The sequence below is a fragment of the Pantanalinema rosaneae CENA516 genome (assembly GCF_050753385.1).
GTDB classification, from domain to species: Bacteria; Cyanobacteriota; Cyanobacteriia; order Leptolyngbyales; family Leptolyngbyaceae; genus Pantanalinema; species Pantanalinema rosaneae.
Map to the genome: position 1 here is coordinate 45,469 of NZ_JBLZFZ010000029.1, position 23,139 is coordinate 68,607.

Consider the following 23,139-nt stretch of genomic DNA (forward strand, 5'->3'; position numbering starts at 1 on the left):
GGAAATTCCTTACCAGTTCATTACCATGCAGGGGCCGATCGCTAAATTCAGCTCTGCATCATGCCTGATCGAGACTCCTCCAGAAATGAATCCAACCTTGATCTGTCCCCGAGACAGGAGCGCCCTTCCGATCGGGCATCGACCCTGCTCCAGGAGCGGGAATTAGAGACTCACCTAGAGATTGTTGAGCGGGGTGCCCAACCATTACAAACAACCCTGAAGCGATACTGGTGGGTGATTCCGATCGCGGCGATCGTTTTGACGATCGGTGGCATTACGGCTGTGCGCTTACAGGAAAATGCCCGGGAAGAAACCACCATTGCTACTCCTACCCGACTCTCGGTGCAAACGGCAATAGCCCAGCGCCAACCCATTCAAGCCTGGACTTCCAGTGAAGGAACGGTGCAGGCGGTCAAATTTCAACATCTTAGCTTTGAAGAAGCTGGGGATGTCACCTATCTGGCACAGCGGGATGGGCGACGGTTGCGGGCGGGCGATCGAGTCAGGACAGGCGAACTGCTAGCACGAATTGATGCACGAACCTTGCAAGCCGATGTGCAGCAGGCAGAAGCTAATGTCGCTGAAGTACGCCAACAGCAGGCTGCCGCCGGAGCAGAAGTTGCCGCCGCCCAACAACAGGTGGCACAGGCACAGGCACAGGTGCAACAGACCCAGGCGCAGGTACGGCAGGCGCAGGCCAGCCTGACTCTGGCACAGACAGAATTCCAGCGCTATCAATTGCTATTTGAACAGGGAGTCATCTCCGCCAGCGACCTGGATACACGGCGCAATGCAGTACAGGATGCGGCAGCCAATTTACAGGCTGTGCAGGCGCAGGTGAATGCGGCCCAGGCACAGGTGAGAACAGCCCAGGCTCAGGTACAGTCTGCCCAGGAACAACGGATTGCGGCGGCATCGCGGGTCACGACGGCTCAGGCTGCACTGTCCCAGACCCAGGTGGCGTTGGAAGGTACAAGCATTTATGCACCGTTTGATGGCGTGATTGCCTATCTCAATATCACGGAAGGGGAGTATTTTTCGCCTCAGATTGTCACCTCCCAACTGGCAGGCAATTACCAGGGGATTCTGGAGCGGATTCCGATGGTGATTATTGATCCTGCCCAGTTTGAAGTAATTGTGGATCTGCCGGGAGAACGGGCAGAGCGGGTGCGTTCGGGACAGACGGCAGTGGTGGCAGCGGAAACCGCCTCCCGTAACAGTTCCATCTCGACCTCAGCTTCAGCGAGTGACAATTTGCTTGCTAACGCCAGGGCAAGGGGTGAGGTTTTTTCGGTGAATCCGGCAATTAGTCCAGGGGGTCGGGCGGTCGCCGCTAGAGTCCGTCTGCAACCCGAAACTACCCAGATGTTACAGCATGGGGAGCGGGTCACCACCTGGATTGCCACGGCAACAGATCCCAATGCCGTAGTCGTGCCCTTAAACACGGTGGTACAACGCAATCAACAATCCTATGTGTTTGTGGTGAATCAAGCTGGAACCGTCGAGCAACGCCCGGTGGAATTGGGGATTACGGGGATCGATCAGCAGGCGATCGCCCGTGGCGTGAATCCAGGGGAAGCGATTGTGATCCAGGGGCAGAATCAATTGGTGGATGGGGTCCCGGTTCAGGTGGTGGAGTAGGGCGCAATGAGTCAGTCCCCGCCACCGCAATCTCGTCCAGATCGCCCCCCGTCCGCGATCGCCCGCTTCTTTATCCTCAACACCCTGTTTGCCATCCTGGTGAGTCTGCTGCTGGTGGTTGGCGGTGTTCTGGGCTACTTTTCCCTGGTGAAACAGGCGAATCCTGATATTGACATTGCTGTTGCCACCATTACCACCACCTGGGCGGGAGCCGATCCCCAGACGATTGAACAGCAGGTGACGAATGAAATTGAGACGGGAATCAGTTCGGTAGAAAATGTGCGGCAAATCCGCAGTGCTTCCTACACGGGATTTTCGGTGATTAATGTGGAGTTCACTTCGGAAGCTGATGTGAATCGCTCGATTCAAGACCTGCGAGATGCCGTATCCCAAACGATCGCGGATTTGCCGCAGGATGCGGAACAGCCAATCGTGCAGCAGGTTTCCGTGGATGATGCGCCGATTCTGACTCTGGCATTATTCGGTAACATTGATCCGATCGTCATCAGTCGTGCCGCCGATCGCATTGAGGATCGGCTGGAACAGGTAGCTGGGGTGAGTGAGGTGAATCTGGGCGGAGCCAGGGAAGAAGTGGTGCAGGTGCAGATGAACCCGTATCAGTTGGCGAATCTGGGCATTTCTCCCACCACCGTTGCCAACCAGATCCGCAGTGCCAACCAGGATGTGCCGTTGAATGAAATTGAAAGTGATGTGATTGGCACCCAGGTCCGCTTTTTTGGGCGGTTTCGACGACTGGAAGACCTGCGCCAGCTCCCGATCGCCCGGTTGAATAATCGCGTGGTACGCCTGGAGGAAATTGCCACGGTGCGCCGAGAACTGGAACAGGAGGCAACCCGCGCCTTTATTAGTGTCGATGGCAGCGAGTACGAACCCGTGGTCAGCGTCGGTGTGACCAAAGTGCCAGGACAGGATTCGATCGCGGTGATCGATCGCGTCCTCAACACGATGGAACAGTTGAGACAGGATCCCAATCTCTGGGTCTACGGCATGGATTACCGGGTGATTGCCAATGAGGCGGACATTATTTGGGGAGAGTTAGGCAATTTGTTCGTCAACGGGTTACAGGCAATGGCAGCGGTGTTTGCGGTGCTGTTTGTTGCCCTCTCCTGGCGGGAGGCACTGATTGCCGGATTGTCCATTCCCCTCACCTTTCTCGGCACGCTGGCGGTGTTGTGGCTGACCGGACAGACCCTCAATATCATGGTGCTGATTGGCATGGTGCTGGCGCTGGGGATTCTGGTGGATGTGTTCATCCTGATGATGGAAGGAATGCACGATGCCATTTTTGTCAAAGGCTTACCCTTCAATCAGGCAGCTCTCAGTACGGTCAAAACCTATGCCCCGCCTGCCTTTGCTGGACAGTTGACCACCATTCTCGCCCTCGCTCCCCTGCTGGCGATTACGGGAACGTTGGGTCGATTTATTCGACTGCTGCCGTTTACTGCCATTACCTGTCTGCTGCTTAGCTTCGCGATCGCTATTCTGATCGACATTCCCCTCTCCCGCTATCTGTTGCAGGGAGTGCGGGGAACGGAGCAGAAGTCGCGGGTCGATCGCTTCAGTGAGCAGGTTTCTCGGCGGTTTGCCACCTGGAGCCTGAACCATACGGTGAAAACGAAAAAAACAGCCCTCGCCTGGACTCTGGGAACGTTAGTCCTGTTTATCTTCGCCGTTTTGAGCTTTACCCAGATTCCCACAGAATTTTTCCCCGAATCCGACCAGCGCAACTTCAGCGTTAACGTGGAACTGCCCCCGACAACGACCCTGGCGACCTCCCAAACCGTGGCGGATAATCTGGGCAGACTATTGCAGGAGCAAACCACCCTCAGTAGCGTGATCAAATATGTCGGGCAACGCAGTGCCCTGGTCGCTTCTGGGGAACTGCAACCCGCAGAAGGCAGCTATCTGGTGGGTTTTTCTGGGGTGTTTAAGCCAGAAGAGGAGCGGCAGCAAACGTCGATCCAATACCTAGATCAACTGCGACCACAACTGGAAGCGGCGTTGAACCAGTATCCCGGTGCCACGTTGGTGGTGAATGCCCAGCAGGCGGCAAGCACAGGCGATCCGATTCAAGTGGAACTCCAGGGCAGTGACATCAACCGTCTGCGCCAGATTTCCCAAGCGGTGCAGGCAGAGTTACGCCAGGTTCCCGGTGCGATCGACGTGCGCGACAATTTGGGTGCCCTCCAGCCCGATTTACAACTCATCCCCAGACGGGAGGAACTGAGTTTTTATGGATTGACTGCGAATGAGTTAGCAGCCCAGGCAGGGTATTACACACGGGCGATCGACGTGGGCAATTTTGTCCTGGGAGGCAATGAGGACGACCTGGAAATTCGTCTCAGCACTGCCTGGTCATCTCGCGATGGAGCCGTGGGAGGCCCGACCCGCCGGGATGAACTGCTGGCAGTCCGATTCTTCACAGACAATGCTGATCAGCCTGTGGTAGCCGCCAGTGCGGTGATTGATGCCGTACAGAGCGAAGCTCCCCTCTCTATTACCCGGCGGAACGGACAGCGGACAGTGACGGTGCTTGCCAAGAATGAAGGGCGCACCGTGGGGCAAATTTTAAGTGCCTTAGAACCGTCGCTGAATCAACTGCAACAGTCCTGGGAACCGGGATACTCCTACAGCTTCGGCGGGGAAACGGAAGATCAGGCAGAAACCTTTGGTTCGGCGGGGCAGGCATTGGGACTGGCCGTTTTCCTGGTGTTTGCGGTGCTGGTGTTGCAACTGGGTTCCTTCCGCCAACCCCTGATTGTGCTGCTGGCGATTCCCCTGGGGTTGATTGGTACGTTAGGGGGCTTCTTCCTGGTGGGGCTGCGCTTTTCCTTCACAGCCTTCATCGGCATCATTGCTCTGGTGGGTATCGTAGTGAATGATGCGATCGTCATGGTCGATACCATGAATAGTTATCAGAAGGAAGGCAGAAAGGTACGTCAGGCCGCCGCCAATGGAGTCAGCGATCGCCTGCGTCCCATTATCACCACCACCGTTACCACTATTATTGGGCTGATCCCCCTTGCCCTCAGCGATCCCACCTGGTTGCCCCTGTGTAGCGCGATTATTTTTGGATTAATTACAGGCAGTCTGGGAGCCTTACTGATTGTACCGGCGGTTTACCTGCTGCTGACTCCCAAAACAACACAACCTACAGAAGCAATTACTATTTCAACTGAAGGAGAGAAGCTGAAGGTAGGATGAATTTCTACAGTAGCAGGGCAATGATCTGGAAACCCTTAGCCAAAGAAAATCTCTCCTGGGTTAGAGCCTGAGAGCCAGCTACCCTCTGTAAGATTTCTGTTTAGTGAATGATTTAGTTAGCGAGCGATCGCTTACAGTTAACCTTACAGAAATCATCTAACAATGGTCACTACTCCTCCGTCTCAAGTTTCTGCTGCCCAATATCAGGTTACAGACCCACAAGTAGAATTAGAAGCGCTCGTTTCGGAGCCAAAACAGGATACGGAAATTGATCTGGACTTCCTCTATACCCGAGACATCGAGTTTCGTCAGGAAACGATTTACTTTATTGTCGTCGATCGCTTTTATGACGGTGATCCCAGTAATAGTGAAGGCCCCAATCCGGATCTGTATGATCCCGAAGGGCAGGATTGGGGCAAGTATTGGGGCGGTGATTTACAAGGCATTATCGACAAACTCGATTACTTAAAAAATATGGGGGTAACGGCAATTTGGTTAACCCCACTGTTTGAACAGGTAGAAGCCTTATTTGTGGAACAGGCGGCGATTCATGGCTATTGGACAAAGGATTTTAAGCGGATTAACCCCCGGTTTATTGGTGAGAATGAAGAACCCTCATTAAATAAAACCCAGGAGACTCGCAATACCGTTTTCGATCGCCTGATTGAAGAACTACATGCACGCAACATGAAACTGATTTTGGATATTGTGTGTAACCACAGTAATCCAGATTTCAGTGGTAAGAAAGGGGAATTGTACGACGACGGCGTGAAGATTGCCGACTTTAATGACGATAAAAATGGATGGTATCACCACTATGGCGAAGTGACAAATTGGGAAGATGATTGGCAAGTCCAAAACTGCGAATTAGCTGGTTTAGCCACTTTCAACGAAAACAATAACGACTATCGGGAATATATTAAATCTGCCATCAAACAATGGCTCGATCGTGGGGTAGATGCCCTACGCGTGGATACCGTGAAACACATGCCAATCTGGTTCTGGCAGGAGTTCACGGGAGATATGTATAAACATCGCCCGGATGTCTTTATCTTTGGTGAATGGATCTACAGCAGTCCGTTTGACGATCGCTCGGTAGAGTTTGCCAATGAGTCGGGGATGTCACTACTGGATTTTGGTTTGTGTGTAGCGATGCGATCGGCGTTAGCTCAAGGATCGGCAGGTGGCTTCCACGATATTCAAAATGTATTGGATTTAGATCACCGCTATAAAAGTGCGAATGAACTGATTACCTTCATTGATAATCATGACATGCCGCGCTTCCAGAGCTTTAATCCTGATCCAGCCATGTTAAAAGTGGCGATCGCTTTAATCATGACCTGTCGGGGTATTCCCTGCATTTACTATGGCACCGAACAATACCTGCATGATGATACCAATGGTGGTGATGATCCCTACAACCGTCCGATGATGACGAATTGGGACACTGATACCGAAATCTATCGCACCATTCGCTTATTATCTGGTTTACGACGACTGAATCCTGCCGTGGCAATGGGAGGGCACTGGCAACAATACATCACACCGGATGTCTATTGTTATGCGCGTAAATATCGCGATTCCGTCTGTTTTGTGGCGCTTAATCGGGGTGGTGATACAACGATTCCTGAAGTGGTCACTTGTTTACCCGATGGTGAACATAAGTGTGTCCTGACCCATCAGAAATTTACCGTGGTGAATGGCAAAATTCACGATTTACATTTAGCTGAACGGGATGCGATCGTCCTTAGTCATGTGGGGGAACGTGTCAAAGGTCAAACCATTATTCGGGCGCAGTTAAATGGGGTGCATACCCAACCAGGAGAGCGGATTGTCGTGATCGGCGATTGTCCAGAATTAGGTAATTGGGATATTGCGAAAGCGTTTCCACTGGAGTACATCAACAGTAGTACCTGGTTTGGTGAAATTCCCTTCAATGAGAGTGCAGGAACATTGATTACTTACCGCTATGCCTTGTTACGGGAAGGTACATCCCCCTTACGGGAAAATCTAGTGCCCCGTCGTTGGTTTGTTGCCAGTGAAGGCACCGTCAAATGGCGGGATATGTGGGCAAGTGGACGGGAATCGTAGGCACAAAAAGAAACTATCTGTGGGATGGTGCGCCACTTTCTAGAGCATGGTAGGATGCCCATCCCACAATAATGATTCATGAGTTAGTTCGCCTGCGTTATGCCTACACCATTACTGGTCGTTGATGTTCAATCTGGGTTTCTGAATGACTTTACGCATCACATTCCCGATCGAGTGGCTCGATTGATTCAACGCGATCATCATGACCCGATTTTATTTACTCGCTTTGTCAATCTGCCCGACAGTCCCTATACTCGCTTATTGAGTTGGGATAGTTGCAGTGAGGAGCCCGAAACCGATCTAGCCAAGCTGATTGCTGCCTATGCCAAGCCAGAACTGATTTTTAGCAAACCGGGGTTATGTGGTTTACCGAATGAATTAATTGATTATTTAACCCAACATCACATGACCCAAATTGATGTCGTTGGCATTGACACTGATATGTGCGTGCTAAAGATCGCGATGGATTTATTCGATCGCGGCATTGAACCGATCGTCTTAACCGATTGCTGTGCCAGTACTGCCGGACTTCAGGCACACCTGGCTGGCTTAGCCGTCCTCAGTCGCAATATCGGTGCCCAACGGTTGCGAGAAGCCGGGTTAGGGGATGGTTCCCTCGCTGCACCGATGCCGAAAACGGACTTACAGCCGTTGTCGGATGAATAAACCATAGTGAAGATGGGGAATGGGGAATGGGGAGTGGGGAGTAGGGAGTAGGGAGTAGGGAGTGGTGTGGTTTAACCAAGCGAAAATTGCTGTAGATCGATCGACAGGCTGAGGATTGATTAGCCTCCTCAATTCCCCAATACACCGTTAGGAGTTCTGCTCCGGCAGGTTACGGGGCGGAATTTCTCGTCCTTGATTGAGCTGGTATTCTAGACGACCTAGCCATAACCATGCCCCTCCCATAAGCAACGGGACGATCGAGGCAACAACCGCTAGTAGCAGCGATGGTTCACCGATTACCCAGATCAGCAGCGGCAGAAGTGCCCACGCGATCGCCCCGATCATCGCCAACCCTAACCGAATTTGCTGAATCCGTTTAAGGGCAGTACGGCAACTTCCACAGTGACGGGTATGGGAATGATAGCGATCGAGCAAGGCTGCTGTCGGTAACGTTGGTGGTAATGTTTCACCGGGAAACGGATCTGCCTCATACTCATTTACCCATTTGCGTAAGGCGGAGACAAAGGCATCGGCACGAGTCGGTAAATAAAAGGCTTTGGCAAAATTAGCTCCGCCGCCGTGAGCCGCTAAATAACGTTCCTGGTAGTGTAGAAAAATCTGATCATCTTCCAGAATGTTGTTCTGGCTAATATGGGAATACCAACGTGGTGTTAGTTTAATCAAAAATCCCGGCAGTTTAGAGGCAAACTTAAATGGAAACCGAGCAAAGACTCGACATTGACCTTTAGAGATTGGGGTGGCATACACTACCGTTAACGTGCGACCAAACTGTTTAGAGGTCAGATCATGCCACATCAGATTCGGGGCAATAAACTGCGTCTCCTGCCGTCCTAATGTGCCTTTGCGAGGACCTTCTTCCCACACACCCTGAAATCCAGTTTTGCCGAACTCCACCACCTCTAATTCTACGGGAGCCGCATTCGATCGATTCCCAACGGATTTGTGATGTGTAAACGGTACATGGCTGGAATCCAGCACATTTTCCAACAGTGTCAACGCATCGTAGGGTAGATCTCGGAAGGTATTGAGACAGATCCACTCATCTGGAGATTCTGTCATCGGCTCAATAATCGGGACTTTCACCTTTGCCGCATTCTCCGGTTGCCCCGGATAGACAAATAGAAGTCCCTGTTCTACTGCCGTCGGTAAGGCGATCGCACACGCCCGTTTGGAGGTATGAGCATTCGTCTCGGCGGTCTGTTGGGGAATGCGATCGCACCCACCATCGCCGCGAAATGCCCAACCATGATACGGACATTCCAATAAACCATCCTCAGCAATTCGACCTTCGGACAGGGGCACTAACCGATGGGGACATTGATCGATAAAGGTTCGCCATTGTTCGGCTTGTCGATCCCACCAAATCACCAAATCCTGCTCCAGTAAGGTAAATCGGGTAGGTTTCGCTGGGTCTAAGTCCTCAATGTAGTGAACTGGATACCAGGCTTCTTTGACATCAAACCGATCGGGATCGCGACCACCCGCCGGTAATGTATGGGTTTGGGGGATTGAGATCGGCGCTTCCGTTAACATGCCTGCAAGGAATGGATGGGTTAAGGGTTATTTACATATCTTAACATGCAGCTACTAGAGCGGAGTTGATCCAAAGGCTGACTAGACAGCGACGATCGAGGCTGTTGCTATCCCGGATAATAAAACAATTGTTGCGATAATATTGCTGATCATGCCGGGACTTCCTATCGATCCGATCGTGTACCTGATGTTGAATCTCCATTGTTTGCTCGGTGGCGTTGCGGCGGTGGTGGCAGCCCGGAAAGGCTATCGTCTGGGACTCTGGTTGGGGTTGGGATTAGTTGGGGGAACAGCCGCCTTAATTGCCGCGATCGTTTTGCAACCCAGGCAGCAGCCCTAGTCGAAGCCTGAAGCAGTGAGCTTATACCCTGGGAGGGATTGGGTTAAATGGAGTTAGCCCGATAAAATCCGAAAGCATCCTGTTTCTGAGAGAGAATAATCTCCAGACTGAAGCCAGTACCCTGAATTAGTTGGCTTCTAGAACAGTCAAAACTTGCTTGGCTCAACGATCGACCAGGGTTGAGCCGTCGTACACACTCAAGCATGGTCTGCTGCCATCTGGAAGGTGGGCTAGATTGGGTTAAGTGATGCTTCAAGTTTAAAGTAGCCTCTTAGAAAATATTTTTCTCTAAAAACCCTTTAAACTATTGGCTTTAACCCCTACTGCTTTCCTCCTACGAGACTAGGTATTTGGTATGGTGACTCACCGGACTGTGCTTGTAATTGCTGGCTCTAATCAACCAGAGTACGATTATGAACAGCAGCTACGGCAAGATAGCCGTTGGGTATATCGGGTGATTATAGAGCGGGATTATGCTGCCATTTTGGCATTGTCTCACGCTCAACAGATTGACGGGATGCTTTTGGAATTGTCTTCCCAGCCCGATCGCTGGCATTTACTCAAGCACCTGAAGCAAGACATGGGCGATCGCTGTCCGGCGATCGTGGTGGTGGGTGGCAATGATGCAGAAATCGCTGTGCAAGCATTGAAACATGGGGCGGCAGATTATTTGGTCAAAGACCGAATGACGGCTGCTGATTTATGCTTTGCTATGCGAGATGCAATCGCAAATGCCGAATTACAGTACAACCAACGATCTATTCAGGAGGTGTTCCAGCGCTCGATCGAGAATATGCTGGATTGCTTTGGCATCTTCTCCGCGATTCGCAATGCCTCAGGGCAGATTATTGATTTTCGGGTTGATTACCTGAATGCCATGGCCTGTGAAAGCAACCGCCTGCCCAGAGAGATGCAAATTGGGCGGAGGCTATGTGAGGTGTTACCTGCCCATCGGGAGTCCGGGTTGTTGGATCAGTATTGTCGATTAGTCGAAACTGGAGAGCCGTTAATCCAAGATTCCCTGGTTTACGAAGATGTGTATGGTCAGCAACGGTTAGTCCGAGCATTTGATATTCGGGCAACCAAGTTGAATGATGGTTTTGTTGCCTCCTGGCGTGACATTACCGATCGCAAACAGTTGGAAGTGGAATTAAATCAAACCGTGGCAGATTTGCAAACGTTGTTAGAGATGATTCCGGTAGGGATTGCGATCGCCACCGATGCCACCTGTACTCAAATGCAGCACAATGCTTACCTGCGACAGTTACTCGGGGTGAGTCCCGGCAATAATATTTCAAAAAGTGCCCCGGCGGATCAACAACCTCCCTATCGAGTCTTGCAGAACGGCGAGGAAGTTTCTACCGAGCAGTTGCCGATGCAAGTGGCGGTCAGGTTGGGGGTAGAGGTGCGAGATATCGAGTTTGATATTTTGCTGCCAGATGGCACAGTACGGCAAATTTTGTCCTATGCCACTCCCTTGTATAACAACCAGCAGCAGATTCGGGGAGTGATCGGGGCGTTCTTAGATATTACAGAGCGCAACCGGGCGGCGGCGGCTTTGCAAGCGAGTCAACAACAACTTCAGCGACAACTGGCGGAAATTGAGGCGATTTATCAATCGGCGCCGATCGGGTTGAATATTCTGGATACCGATCTGCGGTTTGTCCGGATTAATCAACGGCTAGCCGATATCAATGGCTTGCCAGTCGCGGCCCATTTAGGACATACCATTCAGGAGTTATTCCCCGCTTTAGCGGATACTGCTGAACAGCTTTTGCGCCCGGTACTGGAAACCGGAGAACCCCTGTTGAATGTAGAAATTCATGGCGAAACTCCTGCCCAACCTGGAGTGAAACGGGTCTGGTTAGAACACTTTTTGCCCTTAAAGGAGGGCGATCGGGTGGTTGGCATCAGTACCGTATGCGAAGAAATCACGGAGCGAATTCAGATTGAAGCGGCTCTGCGCCAGAGGGAAGAACAATTCCGTAATATGGCAGATCATGCCCCCATGATGGTTTGGGTGACGGATTCTACGGGATACTGCACTTACTTGAGCAAAAGTTGGTATGAATTCACGGGGCAAACTGAAGCGACAGGATTAGGGAGTGGTTGGTTGGATGCGGTGCATCCGGACGATCGGGAATTTTCCAGAAATGTGTTTCTCAAGGCAAATGCTGACTGTGAAGCCTTTCGCCTGGAATATCGGTTACGGCATCGGCATGGCAGCTATCACTGGGCGATCGATGTAGCAAATCCCTGGTTTGGAGAAGCGGGAGAATTCAAAGGCTATATCGGCTCGGTGATTGATATTAGCGATCGCAAACAAGCGGAAGAAGCCCTGCGTTCCTCTGAGGAGCGCTATCGGACTCTGTTTGAGTCCATGAATGAAGGGTTTTGTGTGGTGGAAATGCTGTTTGATGCAGACAACCACCCGCTTGATTATCGCTTTTTAGAAGTGAATCCGGTATTTGAACAACAAACGGGGCTGCGTCAGGCCTCCGGGAAAACCGCCCGTCAACTGCTCCCCAATTTGGAACCGCATTGGTTTGAAACCTATGGCAATGTGGCTTTGACGGGAAACCCAACTCGGTTTGAAAGTGGCTCTGATGTAATGGGTCGCTGGTTTGAGGTTGCCGCCTTTCGGATTGGGACAGCCGACAGCCGCAAAGTCGCGATTCTGTTCAAAGATATTAGCGATCGCAAACAGATAGAGAAGGCGTTACGCCAAAGTGAGGAACGCTACCGTTACTTAGCCGAAGCAATTCCCCAATTGGTATGGACGTGTGATGCTAACGGGTTGTGTGATTATGTCAACCAGCGATTATGTGATTATATTGGCTTAACGGTGGAACAAATTATTGGCAATGGTTGGTTTTCTGCGGTTCATCCCGATGATCAACCAACGATTCAAACTCGCTGGCTCCATGCCCTGCATCAGGGTAGCTTCTATCGCGATGAATACCGGGTTAAACGCGCATCGGATCACAGCTATCGCTGGCATTTGGTATTGGGGTTGCCCCTCAAAGATCCGCAGGGCCAGGTCGTAAAGTGGTTTGGTACGTGTACGGATATTCATGACCAAAAGGAATTGGATATCGAGCGCGATCGGTTGCTACAACTGGAACGAGACTCTCGGGAAGCGGCTGAACGGGCGAACCGGATTAAAGATGAGTTTCTTGCTGTCCTGTCCCATGAGTTGCGATCGCCGTTAAATCCCATTTTGGGTTGGTCAAAGCTGTTACAAACTCGTAAATTAGATGTTGTCAAAACGGCTGACGCTCTGGCGACGATCGAGCGGAATGCCAAAATCCAAATGCAGTTGATTGATGATTTGCTAGATATTGCCAAAATTCTCCGGGGTAAACTAACGCTGACCATGACCTCTGTCAATCTTGCCTCGGTCGTGGAAGCGGCGATCGAAACTGTGGCAACAACAGCCGCCGCTAAATCGATCTCCCTTGATGCCGAATTACCTAACATTGGACAGGTATCTGGTGATGCTGCCCGTCTCCAACAAATCGTCTGGAATTTGTTATCCAATGCGATTAAATTTACACCCAGTCACGGGCGAGTGACGATTCATTTAGAGCGCCGAGAGGCAGATCGGCAAGGATCGTCTTCCCTGGGCAGCGATGCTTATATTATTGTGACTGACACTGGCAAAGGCATCAGTCCAGACTTCATTCCCTACATTTTTGAATCCTTTCGGCAGGAAGATGCTTCTATCACTCGTCGCTATGGTGGATTGGGATTAGGCTTGGCGATCGTGCGTCAATTGGTTGAAGCTCATGGTGGCACTATTATGGCGAAAAGCCCAGGTGAGGGATTAGGGGCTATTTTTACGGTGCGATTACCATTGCTGAATCTGGAACCAGGGACTCAGCCACCGAAGGAGTTACCCCAGTCAACCCTGAATTTGACGGGTGTTCGAGTTCTAATTGTGGATGATGATGTGGATGCTCGTGAGTTGTTATTTGTACTATTGACCCAATATGGCGCAGAGGTGTTAGCAACGGCTTCAGCCAAAGAAGCTCTAGCGAATCTAGAATTATTTCAACCCAATGTATTAGTCAGTGATATTGGGATGCCTGACGTAGATGGCTATTCCCTGATCCGACAAATCCGCACCTTACCCCCAGAACAGGGTGGCATGATTCCCGCGATCGCGTTGACGGCCTATGCAAAGGAGGATGATCAGCACCGGGCAATTATGAGTGGCTATCAACAACATATTACGAAGCCCCTTGATCCGGAACAGTTGGTGCAGGCGATCGTGGCGATCGTTCACAATCACCCGTCCTCGCCCTACGTCCAAGTCGATTTGTCTGGAACTTAGGCGATCGGAGCCAAGGCTGGAGCTGATAAAATTTTGAAAAGTTAATATCATCTAGCCGAATTTTATTACTTCTCAACAACTCTTAGGGAATCCTAAGGATTGAATGGCACTGACTCAAGGACACGCTTCACTCTAGTCGCCCCCTAAATCCCCCAATTCTGGGGGACTTTGAGGTTCGGCTCCCCCAGAATATAGCCTGACGGCATCGTAGAAAGGGGGTTGGGGGCGTTCGGATTGTTATTTCAGTGACATTCTCCTAAGGATTCATTCAGTTGGGACGAACTCAGGAGCGATTTATGCACCAGTCTTCTTCTGCTTCTAAACCTTGTGCTTGTCGAAATGTTGCACAATGTCAGGCGAAGGAAGCAGGACGGCTCTTTCTATGGTTTCCAGTTCCTCATACGTTGGCAAAAGTTACTGCCTATCTGAAGCAGGCAACCCTGGAGTATGAGGTGATGCAAGAGCGACCTGGTTTAAGCTTGATCTGCAAACCTGGACAAGCGAAGGAGATTGCTTGCAGTATTGCCCCGCTTTTAGCCCCGATGGAATTAAGGGAAACTCAGGCTTTATTTATTCGAGGTGCGGTGCAGCCTCAACTGCAAGATTTTAGTGATATTGCCTCCCTGCAACGTTTTATTAAGTTTAGTCAGTCCGACTGGCTGGTGGATATGCTGGCTACCGAACGCTTTACTAGCTACTTCCAGCCGATCGTGGCAATCCAAGACACAACCCAAATTTATGGCTATGAATCCCTCCTGCGGGGATTGGATGAACAGGGCAATCTGGTTATGCCGGGGACAATTCTGGAGCAGGCAGCAGAATCGGGATTGTTGCCCCAACTGGATCGGATCGCCCGCCTCAGTGCGATTTCCCAGGTGAGTCGGCATCAACTGGGTGGTCACATTTTCATCAATTTCACGCCCACGGCGTTGTACGATCCGGTGTCCTGTTTGCGGAGTACCGTAGAAGCGATCGATCGGGCGGGAATTCCCCATGAGCGGATTGTATTTGAAGTGGTGGAGTCAGATAATCCGCAGAATTTAGATCATTTGAGAACAGTGCTGAGGTTTTATCGGGATGCCGGGTTTCTCATTGCCCTGGATGATTTAGGGTCTGGCTACTCCGGTCTAAACTTACTCCATCAACTCCGTCCTGACTTCATTAAATTGGATATGGAGTTGATTCGGGATGTGCACCAGGATCTGTATAAAGCGTCAATCACGGAAAAATTGCTGGAAATTGCGCAAAAGCTGGACATTCAGACGGTTGCTGAAGGCATTGAATGTATTGAGGAACTGAACTGGTTACGCGATCGCGGAGCCACGCTGGCTCAAGGGTATTTGATTGCTAAACCCAGTGCTGTACCGGTGACGATTACACCCCATTTCGATGTGAATCAACCCAGTAAAACGGCTGTTAGCCCGATACAACTGGCTCAACACCAAAGCGAAGCGGAACGTATCGTGGCATCGGTGACGCAACGAATTCGGCAGTCATTAGATCTGAATGAAATTCTGCAAACTACGGCAGATGAGGTTCGGCAACTGTTTAATGTAGATCGAGTGGTGATTTATCAGTTTGAACTGGACTGGAGCGGCTTGGTGGCGGTCGAGTCACTGGCGGAGGGCGGTCTGTCGATCCTGGGGATTCAAGTGATGGATACCTGCTTTCAGTCAACCCATGCTGCGTATTATCAAGAAGGTAATACGCGAGCGATCGCCGATATTGAAACAGCAGATTTATCTCCCTGTCATGTAGAGTTGCTTCGCAGTTTGCATATCCGAGCCAACCTGGTTGTACCAATCTTGCAGCAAGAGAAGTTGTGGGGGCTCCTGATTGCCCATCAATGTACTAACACCCGTCGATGGCAGCAGTCGGAGGTGAGTTTATTTAATCAACTGGCAAGTCAAGCCGCGATCGCAATTCAGCAATCGGAACTGTATCTCAAACTGCAACAAGCGAATCAGGAACTCCAGCGATTGGCGGCTTCCGATGGGTTGACCAAAGTCGCGAATCGTCGCTGTTTTGATGATACGTTAAATGCTGAATGGCAGCGATTGGCACAGGAACAAGCTCCCCTGTCCCTGATCCTGTGTGATATTGATTGCTTCAAGCTTTATAACGATACGCATGGACATCTAGCGGGAGATGATGCCCTCCGGCAAATCGCTAAGGCGATCGCTCAAACTCTCCAACGGCCGATTGACCTCCTGGCTCGATACGGCGGGGAAGAGTTTGCTATTATCTTACCGAACACCGAGGCGGAAGGCGCGATCGCGCTGGCTAAGCTGATTCAAACGAATGTTAGTGCCCTACAACTGCCGCATCCCAGTTCTCAGGTCAACCAATTTATGACCCTGAGTTTAGGGGTCGCCACCCTGATTCCTCAGCCCCAGTCTTCTCCGGCAACCTTAATTGCGATCGCGGATCAGGGTCTTTATCAGGCAAAAGCCCAGGGCAAGAACTGTGCGGTGCAATTATCTGGCTAAAGGGCTGTTGCTCCATCAAGCGCTAATGGATTAACTTCACTCAGGCGGCCACAAATCAATTTTTCTTGTTGAAATTCTTTTGTGACAGAGCGTTAAACTCTCAGACAACTGAATACACTGTCAACAGGGATAAATGAATAAAATTTTTGGGTAAATTTTTCTTTACAAGTGTTGTAGAACACCTGCTACAATCAACCTTTTTTGAAATGATGGAATTACTTCCTTGTTGCCGGAGAACTGAAGCCATCGCCAGTTGGCGATCGCGGTTCTACCTCCAGCAGTTCGATGGACAGGGGAGTGCAATGCTTCACATCCTCTTTGAAAGGCAGATGACTCTATGGTAGTGGGTACAAATAGACTCTCCAGGCTGTTAAACCTGTTCTTGGCGATCGCGTCACCCTTTGCTTTATCCGCCTGTGCCCCCTCAACCCAAGTTGAAGAAACGCCCCTTGTTGCGCCTGCGGCTGGGAAGATCGTAGCGGATGGTTCCAGTACGGTGTACCCGGTCACGGAGGCTGTGGCAAAAGCCTTCCGGACTACGACCGCAGGCACCAACGCCGAGATTGACGTGCGATTTGCTGGCTCTACGGCAGGATTTCGCCGATTCTGTGCCGGTGAAACGGACATTAGTAATGCCTCTCGCCCGATCTCAAAGGCCGAATTGTCAACCTGTGTGAAAAATGGCGTTGCCTTTATTGAATTGCCCGTTGCCTTCGATGCTTTGACGATCGCGGTCAATCCCCAAAACTCCTGGGCAAAGGAGATTACGGTTGCTGAACTGAAGCAAGTTTGGGAACGAGCCGCTCAAGGCAAAATCACCCACTGGAATCAAATTCGCGCTTCCTATCCTAAGCAACCGCTGATGTTATTTGGAGCTGGAGCCGATTCCGGTACATTCGATTACTTCAATGAGGTGATCATCGGCAGCACAAATGCCAGCCGCGCCGACTATGTTGGCAGTGAAGACGACAATGTTCTGGTACGAGGGATTAATCAATCAGTGGGGGCTCTGGGATATATTCCCCACGCTTACTACAAAGCCAATCAAGCGACTGTGAAAGCGCTACCTGTCAATAATGGGAATGGCCCCGTTTCACCGGATGATCAGAATATTAAAAACGCCACCTATCAACCGCTATCGCGTCCTCTGTTTATCTATGTCAACTCGAAGGCAGCCCAGGATAAACCAGAATTGCGGGCATTCATCGAGTTCTATCTGCAACGTGCGCCCAGCTTAGTCGAAACGGTAGGCTATTTGCCCTTGCCCGAGGAGGCGTATCGTTTGGCAGAGATTCAGTTCACGCGGGGCAAAATTGGCACTGCCTTTCAGGGCACTCCAGAACCTAACCTTACGGTGGCTGAACTGCTGCGTCGGCAAACGACTTTCCAGGCGGAACAGGCAAGCAGACCCTAATCAGGCGGAATCAATCAGAACCAGTCATGACAGATGGCAGAAAATGGGTTAAGATGAACTGCATCAAAAAAAATTGATAGGTAAGGTTGAACTTGATGGTCAAGGCTGTTTCGTTACCTTCTGAGACGGTGATTGCTGGCTTCCAGGCGTTATCGGATCCTCTCCGAGTCAAAGTTGTGGAGCTGTTACGGGAGAACGAACTTTGTGTTTGTGATCTCTGTAAAGTGCTGAAGGTGGCTCAGTCTAAACTGTCATTTCACCTGAAAGCCCTCAAGGATGCAGATTTGGTGCGATCGCGCCAGGAGGGACGTTGGATTTACTATCGGCTGAATTTGTCTCAATTTGTGGTCTTGGAGCAATACCTGTCGGAGTTCCGGCGATACAGTCCCATTTTGCCTGCCCGTCCCTGTACTGATGCGGATGATATGCCTTAAAGTACCCCCCCTTTGATCTTCCCTAACCCTGCTTAAACAGGAGGGAACCGAACCGTTCAAAGTCCCGAATTTCGGGATGGGAATGAGTAGGTATCGTTTTAGTTAATCCATCAATAAAATTTGATGGAACAAAATATCAACTTAATTTGAAATGGAGGAGCAATGGCAATTCGGGTTGGAATTAATGGTTTCGGTCGGATTGGGCGGTTAGATCTAAGAGCTGCCTGGGGTTGGTCAGAATTAGAGTTTGTTCACATCAATGAAGTCAAAGGTGGGGCTGAAGCGGCGGCGCACCTGCTAAAGTTTGACTCGGTGCATGGACGCTGGACTCCGGAAGTAACGGCGGGAGTAGACCGGATTTATATTGATGGGCAACCGCTCACCTTTTCTGACCATACCCAACCTGGTGATGTGCCCTGGGAGGATCTGGGGATTGATCTGGTGCTGGAATGTTCTGGTAAGTTTCGTACTCCTGAAACCCTCGATCCCTACTTTAAGCGGGGAGTGCGTAAGGTAATTGTGGCGGCTCCAGTCAAACAGGGGGCATTAAATGTGGTGATGGGAGTGAATGACCACCTGTATGAGCCGACTCAACACCACCTGCTGACAGCGGCTTCCTGCACAACGAATTGTTTGGCTCCGGTGGTGAAAGTAATTCATCAGGGCATTGGCATCAAACATGGCGTTGTCACGACGATTCATGACAATACCAATACCCAAACGCTAGTGGATGCTCCCCACAAAGATCTCCGACGGGCACGGGCTTCGGCATTGTCATTGATTCCCACCAGTACAGGGTCAGCCACGGCGATCGGGCTAATTTATCCCGAACTGAATGGCAAACTAAATGGACTAGCAGTACGAGTCCCATTGCTGAATGCATCGCTGACAGATTGTGTGTTTGAAGTCGCTCGTCCAACCTCAGTAGCAGAGGTGAATCAACTGCTCAAACAAGCGTCAGAACAGGAGCCACTCAAGGGAATTTTAGGCTATGAGGAACGACCTCTGGTGTCGATCGACTATCTCAATGATCCGCGATCGTCTATTGTAGATGCCCTGTCAACGATGGTGGTGGATGACACTCAGGTCAAAATTTATGCCTGGTATGACAATGAGTGGGGCTATGCCAACCGCATGGTGGAACTGGCGCGGAAAGTGGCTGTAAGTCTAAGTTGAGAGGGATTCTACAATGACTTCAGTCTCTAATGGCAATCTAAAAAACTATGCCCTTGTCACCCTGGCATATTGGGGATTTACGCTGACGGATGGGGCGTTACGAATGCTGGTGCTGCTGTATTTCAATGAAATTGGCTACACCCCGATTCAGATTGCCTTTCTGTTTCTGTTCTACGAAATTTTTGGCATTGTCACCAACTTTTTGGGAGGGTGGATTGGCTCGCAGTTGGGCTTAAAAGTCACGCTCTATAGTGGTATCGGGCTTCAGATCTTCGCTTTAGTGATGCTGTCATTGCTCAATCGTGACTGGGCACAGTGGCTAGCCGTGTTATATGTCATGACCTCCCAAGCCTTCTCCGGGATTGCCAAAGATCTGACTAAAATGAGTTCCAAGAGTGCGATTCGTCTGGTTGTCCCGCAGGAGGCGCAATCGTCTTTATTTAAATGGGTGGCTGTCCTGACGGGATCGAAAAATGCCTTGAAGGGGGTCGGCTTCTTTCTGGGAGCCGCCTTATTAGGCACATTTGGCTTTGTGCCTTCGTTGTGGATCATGGCGATCGGGCTACTGTTGATCCTGTTCACCGGGGCAATGCTGCCCAAGGGCATGGGCAAGATCAAGACGAAGGTTAAGTTTACTCAACTATTCTCCAAAAGCCGTGAAATTAATATTCTTTCAGCCGCCCGCTTTTTCCTGTTTGGCTCCAGGGATGTTTGGTTTGTGGTCGGTCTACCTGTCTTCCTCCGTAGCGGATTGGGCTGGTCATTCTACCAGGCAGGCGGATTTTTAGCCTGTTGGGTGATTGGCTATGGCATCATCCAGTTTCTTGCCCCGACCTTGCTTCGGCGGTTTGGCAACGGTGAGCCACCAAAGGCAAAAACCATTCAATTTTGGACTGGGATGCTGACGGCGATTCCTGCTAGTATCGCTCTAGCCATGCAACTCAATGCTCCACTGAATGTGACGATCGTCGTGGGATTGATGATTTTTGGGATTGTATTTGCGTTTAATTCGGCAGTGCATTCTTACCTGGTGTTGGCATTCACGGATGACGACAAAGTTGCCCTCAATGTCGGGTTCTATTACATGGCGAACTCTGGTGGGCGACTGATGGGTACAGTGTTGTCAGGGGTGATTTATCAACTCTATGGATTAGTAGGTTGCCTGTGGATTGCATCATTATTTGTGCTGGCCGCCTGGATCATCTCACTCAAACTTCCTGATCCACAACCCACTCAAGCGATCGCCTGGAAAGCGGGCGATGGGGATTAATGTATTGTTTTCTTCCCTCTGATTATGAATCTAAAACGTTCGACCCAAAATTCAGGAGCAGTGCCAGCAGGTGGTTCACTCAGCTTGTTTGAACGCTATCTTTCCCTGTGGGTCTGTCTATGCATTGGAGTAGGGGTTGCATTGGGGCGGATCTTTCCAGGGGTTGCCGTTGCCCTGGATGCTATGAGCCTTTACCAGATATCAATTCCGATCGCGATCTGCCTATTTTTCATGATGTATCCCATCATGGTGAAGATCGACTTTTCTCAGGCAAAGCGAGCGGTACGTGCTCCCAAACCTGTTGGCTTGACATTAGTGGTGAACTGGTTCATCAAGCCATTCACAATGCTTATATTTGCACAATTCTTTCTCGGTTGGCTGTTTCGCCCTCTAATCACAGGTACGGAGTTAATTCGGGGCATAGAAGTACCGCTAGCCAATTCCTACATTGCTGGAGCAATTTTGCTAGGGATTGCTCCCTGTACGGCAATGGTGCTGATGTGGGGCTATCTCTGTTATGGCAATCAGGGACATACGCTGGTGATGGTGGCAGTGAACTCGCTAGTGATGCTGTTTCTCTATGCCCCTCTTGGTCGTTGGTTACTGGCGGCGAATGACTTGACCGTACCCTGGCAAACAATCGCCCTCTCAGTTCTGATTTATGTAGGATTCCCTCTCATTGCAGGCATGTACTCCCGCTACTGGATTTTTCAGCATAAAGGACGGGAATGGTTTGAACAGCGATTTTTGCATTATTTAAGTCCAGTTGCGATTGTGGCTTTGTTAATCACTTTGATCCTGTTATTTGCCTTCAAAGGGGAACTGATAGTTAATCATCCACTCCATATTTTCCTGATTGCTGTACCGCTATTTCTACAAACGAATTTCATCTTCTTGATTTCTTATGTTGCTGCCTTCAAGTTAAAACTTTCCTATGAAGATGCGGCTCCGGCAGCATTAATTGGAGCCAGCAATCATTTTGAGGTCGCGATCGCTACGGCAGTCATGCTATTTGGATTAAACTCGGGTGCCGCATTGGCAACAGTTGTTGGTATGTTAATTGAAGTCCCGGTGATGTTAATACTAGTGGAATTTTGTAAGTGTACAGCAATGTGGTTTCCCAGGGAACCAGAAAAGGCAACGCTCTATGATCCTCGCTGTCTTAGCTCTAATCGATAGCGAATGGCGCTCAACTAACGCCATCGTTGACATAGCGAGGGCGGTTTATCGATTGGATAGGTTCTGTTTACAGAAGTTAAAGCCAAGCCCATCGCTTTCAAGGGTGGAATAGAGCGTTAGCGGCTTTAGCTAAGGGGGTAGGCAGTTCGGAACAAACGTTGCTCCGGTAGAGCCTTACGCCCCTAGGATGACCTCTGGCTATAACCGCTGCCATGCCTGAATAACCGCTTGTAACGATAGGGGAAGATCGGCTTGTTCAAGATCAATATAAGCCACCGTACTGCCCATCGCCTGGAACACGGTGGTGGGATAATCTGCAAAGGCGGCAGGGGTTAAATACCTCATGCCATCAAGATTGGGAAACTGCTGTTGCTGAAGTTGCTGTTGAAACTGCTGCAACTGGGCTGGGGACAGACGCTTAATGATTGTCGGCTCCGATATCGCAGAGGCTTGCATACTGTTACTCTTACGGTACAGAATGCCATCAGTGGTTAGAATCGTTTCCGTGACCCTGCCATCCATGCCACCTGAAACCGTCATTTTGAACACGATGTCGGTCGTTGGGTTCTCAGGTTGGGACTCGGCAGGAAAGAATGAAGGCATAATCTGGTCGCCACTACCACTGGCGATCGGGTTTTGCACTATCTGCGAACCATCCTGGCTGGTATGGTAAACCCAACTTTGGCGATCGCCCCGGACAATCACACGATACCCAGCAATAGCAATTCGAGTACACATTTGTCCAGGTTTATAGATACCCATGCAACCATCCCAGGTTTTGGGTTGAGCTTCTACGACTTTGAGGGTATTTGCGGGCACTTTTTCCTGACGGGCGATCGTGGCAAATAACAAATCGACGATCGGCGGCGGTAGTTCAGCCGTGTCCCGAGTTTCTAACTTGATCACTTGTGCTCTTAAATCTGTGCGGTAAACCCAGGTTTGTTGACCATCCGTGAGTTCAAGCCGCCATCCTTCCACCATTGCCATTGCACAGCGTTCGTTGGGTGCGGCTAACCCCAGGCAACTATCTGACCAGGTTTCCCGACTTGAACCAACAACCTGAAAGCGACGTTCCGGTAGGTTCAGACGTTGCGCCAGATCTCGCCTGACCTTCAGGGCAACTCGTTGGGGTAAGCGATTAACAACCCGAGGGGACGGCTTTAGTTGGGTCGTGGTGAATCGATGGGGTAGGGTAGCCTCGATCGCCTTCGCTGGAGTCGCCAGTTGGCAAGCTGCCCCAAACAGGAGCAGAGTTGTCAGGACAACGCATCCCGTTTGACGAATGAGCGTGTAGGGTTGAAGTTGCACGTTACGAACCATTATA

The 23,139-nt window shown here is 50.5% G+C and carries 14 protein-coding genes; 12 read left to right on the forward strand and 2 right to left on the reverse strand.

What is annotated here, in order from left to right:
* Positions 1-60 precede the first annotated feature (60 nt).
* From ACN4EK_RS17460 to ACN4EK_RS17475, 4 genes are all read left to right on the forward strand, one after another.
* Positions 61-1,641 (forward strand): efflux RND transporter periplasmic adaptor subunit, encoded by a 1,581-nt coding sequence (locus ACN4EK_RS17460; RefSeq protein ID WP_431659340.1) that lies wholly within the window; start codon positions 61-63, stop codon positions 1,639-1,641.
* A gap of 6 nt (positions 1,642-1,647) precedes the next feature.
* Positions 1,648-4,866 carry an efflux RND transporter permease subunit gene (locus ACN4EK_RS17465; protein WP_431659342.1) on the forward strand — a complete coding sequence of 1,073 codons (3,219 nt, stop codon included), beginning with the start codon at positions 1,648-1,650 and terminating at the stop codon, positions 4,864-4,866.
* Between the two features lie 162 nt (positions 4,867-5,028).
* Entirely contained in the window at positions 5,029-6,957 is a 1,929-nt protein-coding gene (locus ACN4EK_RS17470) for an alpha-amylase family glycosyl hydrolase (RefSeq protein WP_431659343.1), read from the forward strand.
* A gap of 99 nt (positions 6,958-7,056) precedes the next feature.
* Complete coding sequence (locus ACN4EK_RS17475; protein ID WP_431659344.1) at positions 7,057-7,623, forward strand: cysteine hydrolase family protein; 567 nt, start codon at positions 7,057-7,059, stop codon at positions 7,621-7,623.
* 147 nt (positions 7,624-7,770) lie between these two features.
* Here the strand turns inward: ACN4EK_RS17475 and ACN4EK_RS17480 are convergent, their stop codons facing one another.
* The gene (locus tag ACN4EK_RS17480; RefSeq protein WP_431659345.1) at positions 7,771-9,177 is read right to left on the reverse strand and encodes an aromatic ring-hydroxylating dioxygenase subunit alpha; all 1,407 of its coding nucleotides are present in this window, start codon (positions 9,175-9,177) and stop codon (positions 7,771-7,773) included.
* 151 nt (positions 9,178-9,328) lie between these two features.
* Between ACN4EK_RS17480 and ACN4EK_RS17485 the strand changes: the two genes are divergently transcribed.
* The 8 genes from ACN4EK_RS17485 to arsB all read left to right on the forward strand — a co-directional run bounded on the left by ACN4EK_RS17485 (position 9,329) and on the right by arsB (position 21,815).
* Positions 9,329-9,517: a hypothetical protein gene (locus tag ACN4EK_RS17485; protein WP_431659346.1), complete on the forward strand. Its 189-nt coding sequence runs from the start codon at positions 9,329-9,331 to the stop codon at positions 9,515-9,517.
* Positions 9,518-9,872: 355 nt separating this feature from the next.
* Entirely contained in the window at positions 9,873-13,853 is a 3,981-nt protein-coding gene (locus ACN4EK_RS17490; protein WP_431659348.1) for a hybrid sensor histidine kinase/response regulator, read from the forward strand.
* Positions 13,854-14,149: 296 nt separating this feature from the next.
* A complete protein-coding gene (locus ACN4EK_RS17495; protein WP_431659349.1) occupies positions 14,150-16,342 on the forward strand; it encodes an EAL domain-containing protein in 2,193 nt (730 codons plus the stop codon).
* A 337-nt stretch (positions 16,343-16,679) separates the two neighbouring features.
* The gene (locus ACN4EK_RS17500; protein ID WP_431659350.1) at positions 16,680-17,756 is read left to right on the forward strand and encodes a PstS family phosphate ABC transporter substrate-binding protein; all 1,077 of its coding nucleotides are present in this window, start codon (positions 16,680-16,682) and stop codon (positions 17,754-17,756) included.
* Positions 17,757-17,851: 95 nt separating this feature from the next.
* On the forward strand, positions 17,852-18,190 hold the full coding sequence (locus tag ACN4EK_RS17505) for an ArsR/SmtB family transcription factor (RefSeq protein WP_431659351.1): 339 nt from the start codon (positions 17,852-17,854) through the stop codon (positions 18,188-18,190).
* A 162-nt stretch (positions 18,191-18,352) separates the two neighbouring features.
* A complete protein-coding gene (locus tag ACN4EK_RS17510; RefSeq protein WP_431659353.1) occupies positions 18,353-19,366 on the forward strand; it encodes an ArsJ-associated glyceraldehyde-3-phosphate dehydrogenase in 1,014 nt (337 codons plus the stop codon).
* A 13-nt stretch (positions 19,367-19,379) separates the two neighbouring features.
* Positions 19,380-20,636 carry an organoarsenical effux MFS transporter ArsJ gene (gene arsJ / locus ACN4EK_RS17515; protein WP_431659354.1) on the forward strand — a complete coding sequence of 419 codons (1,257 nt, stop codon included), beginning with the start codon at positions 19,380-19,382 and terminating at the stop codon, positions 20,634-20,636.
* Between the two features lie 24 nt (positions 20,637-20,660).
* The gene (gene arsB, locus ACN4EK_RS17520) at positions 20,661-21,815 is read left to right on the forward strand and encodes an ACR3 family arsenite efflux transporter (RefSeq protein ID WP_431659355.1); all 1,155 of its coding nucleotides are present in this window, start codon (positions 20,661-20,663) and stop codon (positions 21,813-21,815) included.
* Between the two features lie 198 nt (positions 21,816-22,013).
* On the opposite strand, the gene ACN4EK_RS17525 is transcribed toward arsB, so the two are convergent.
* Complete coding sequence (locus tag ACN4EK_RS17525; RefSeq protein WP_431659356.1) at positions 22,014-23,135, reverse strand: hypothetical protein; 1,122 nt, start codon at positions 23,133-23,135, stop codon at positions 22,014-22,016.
* Between the last annotated feature and the right edge of the window lie 4 nt (positions 23,136-23,139).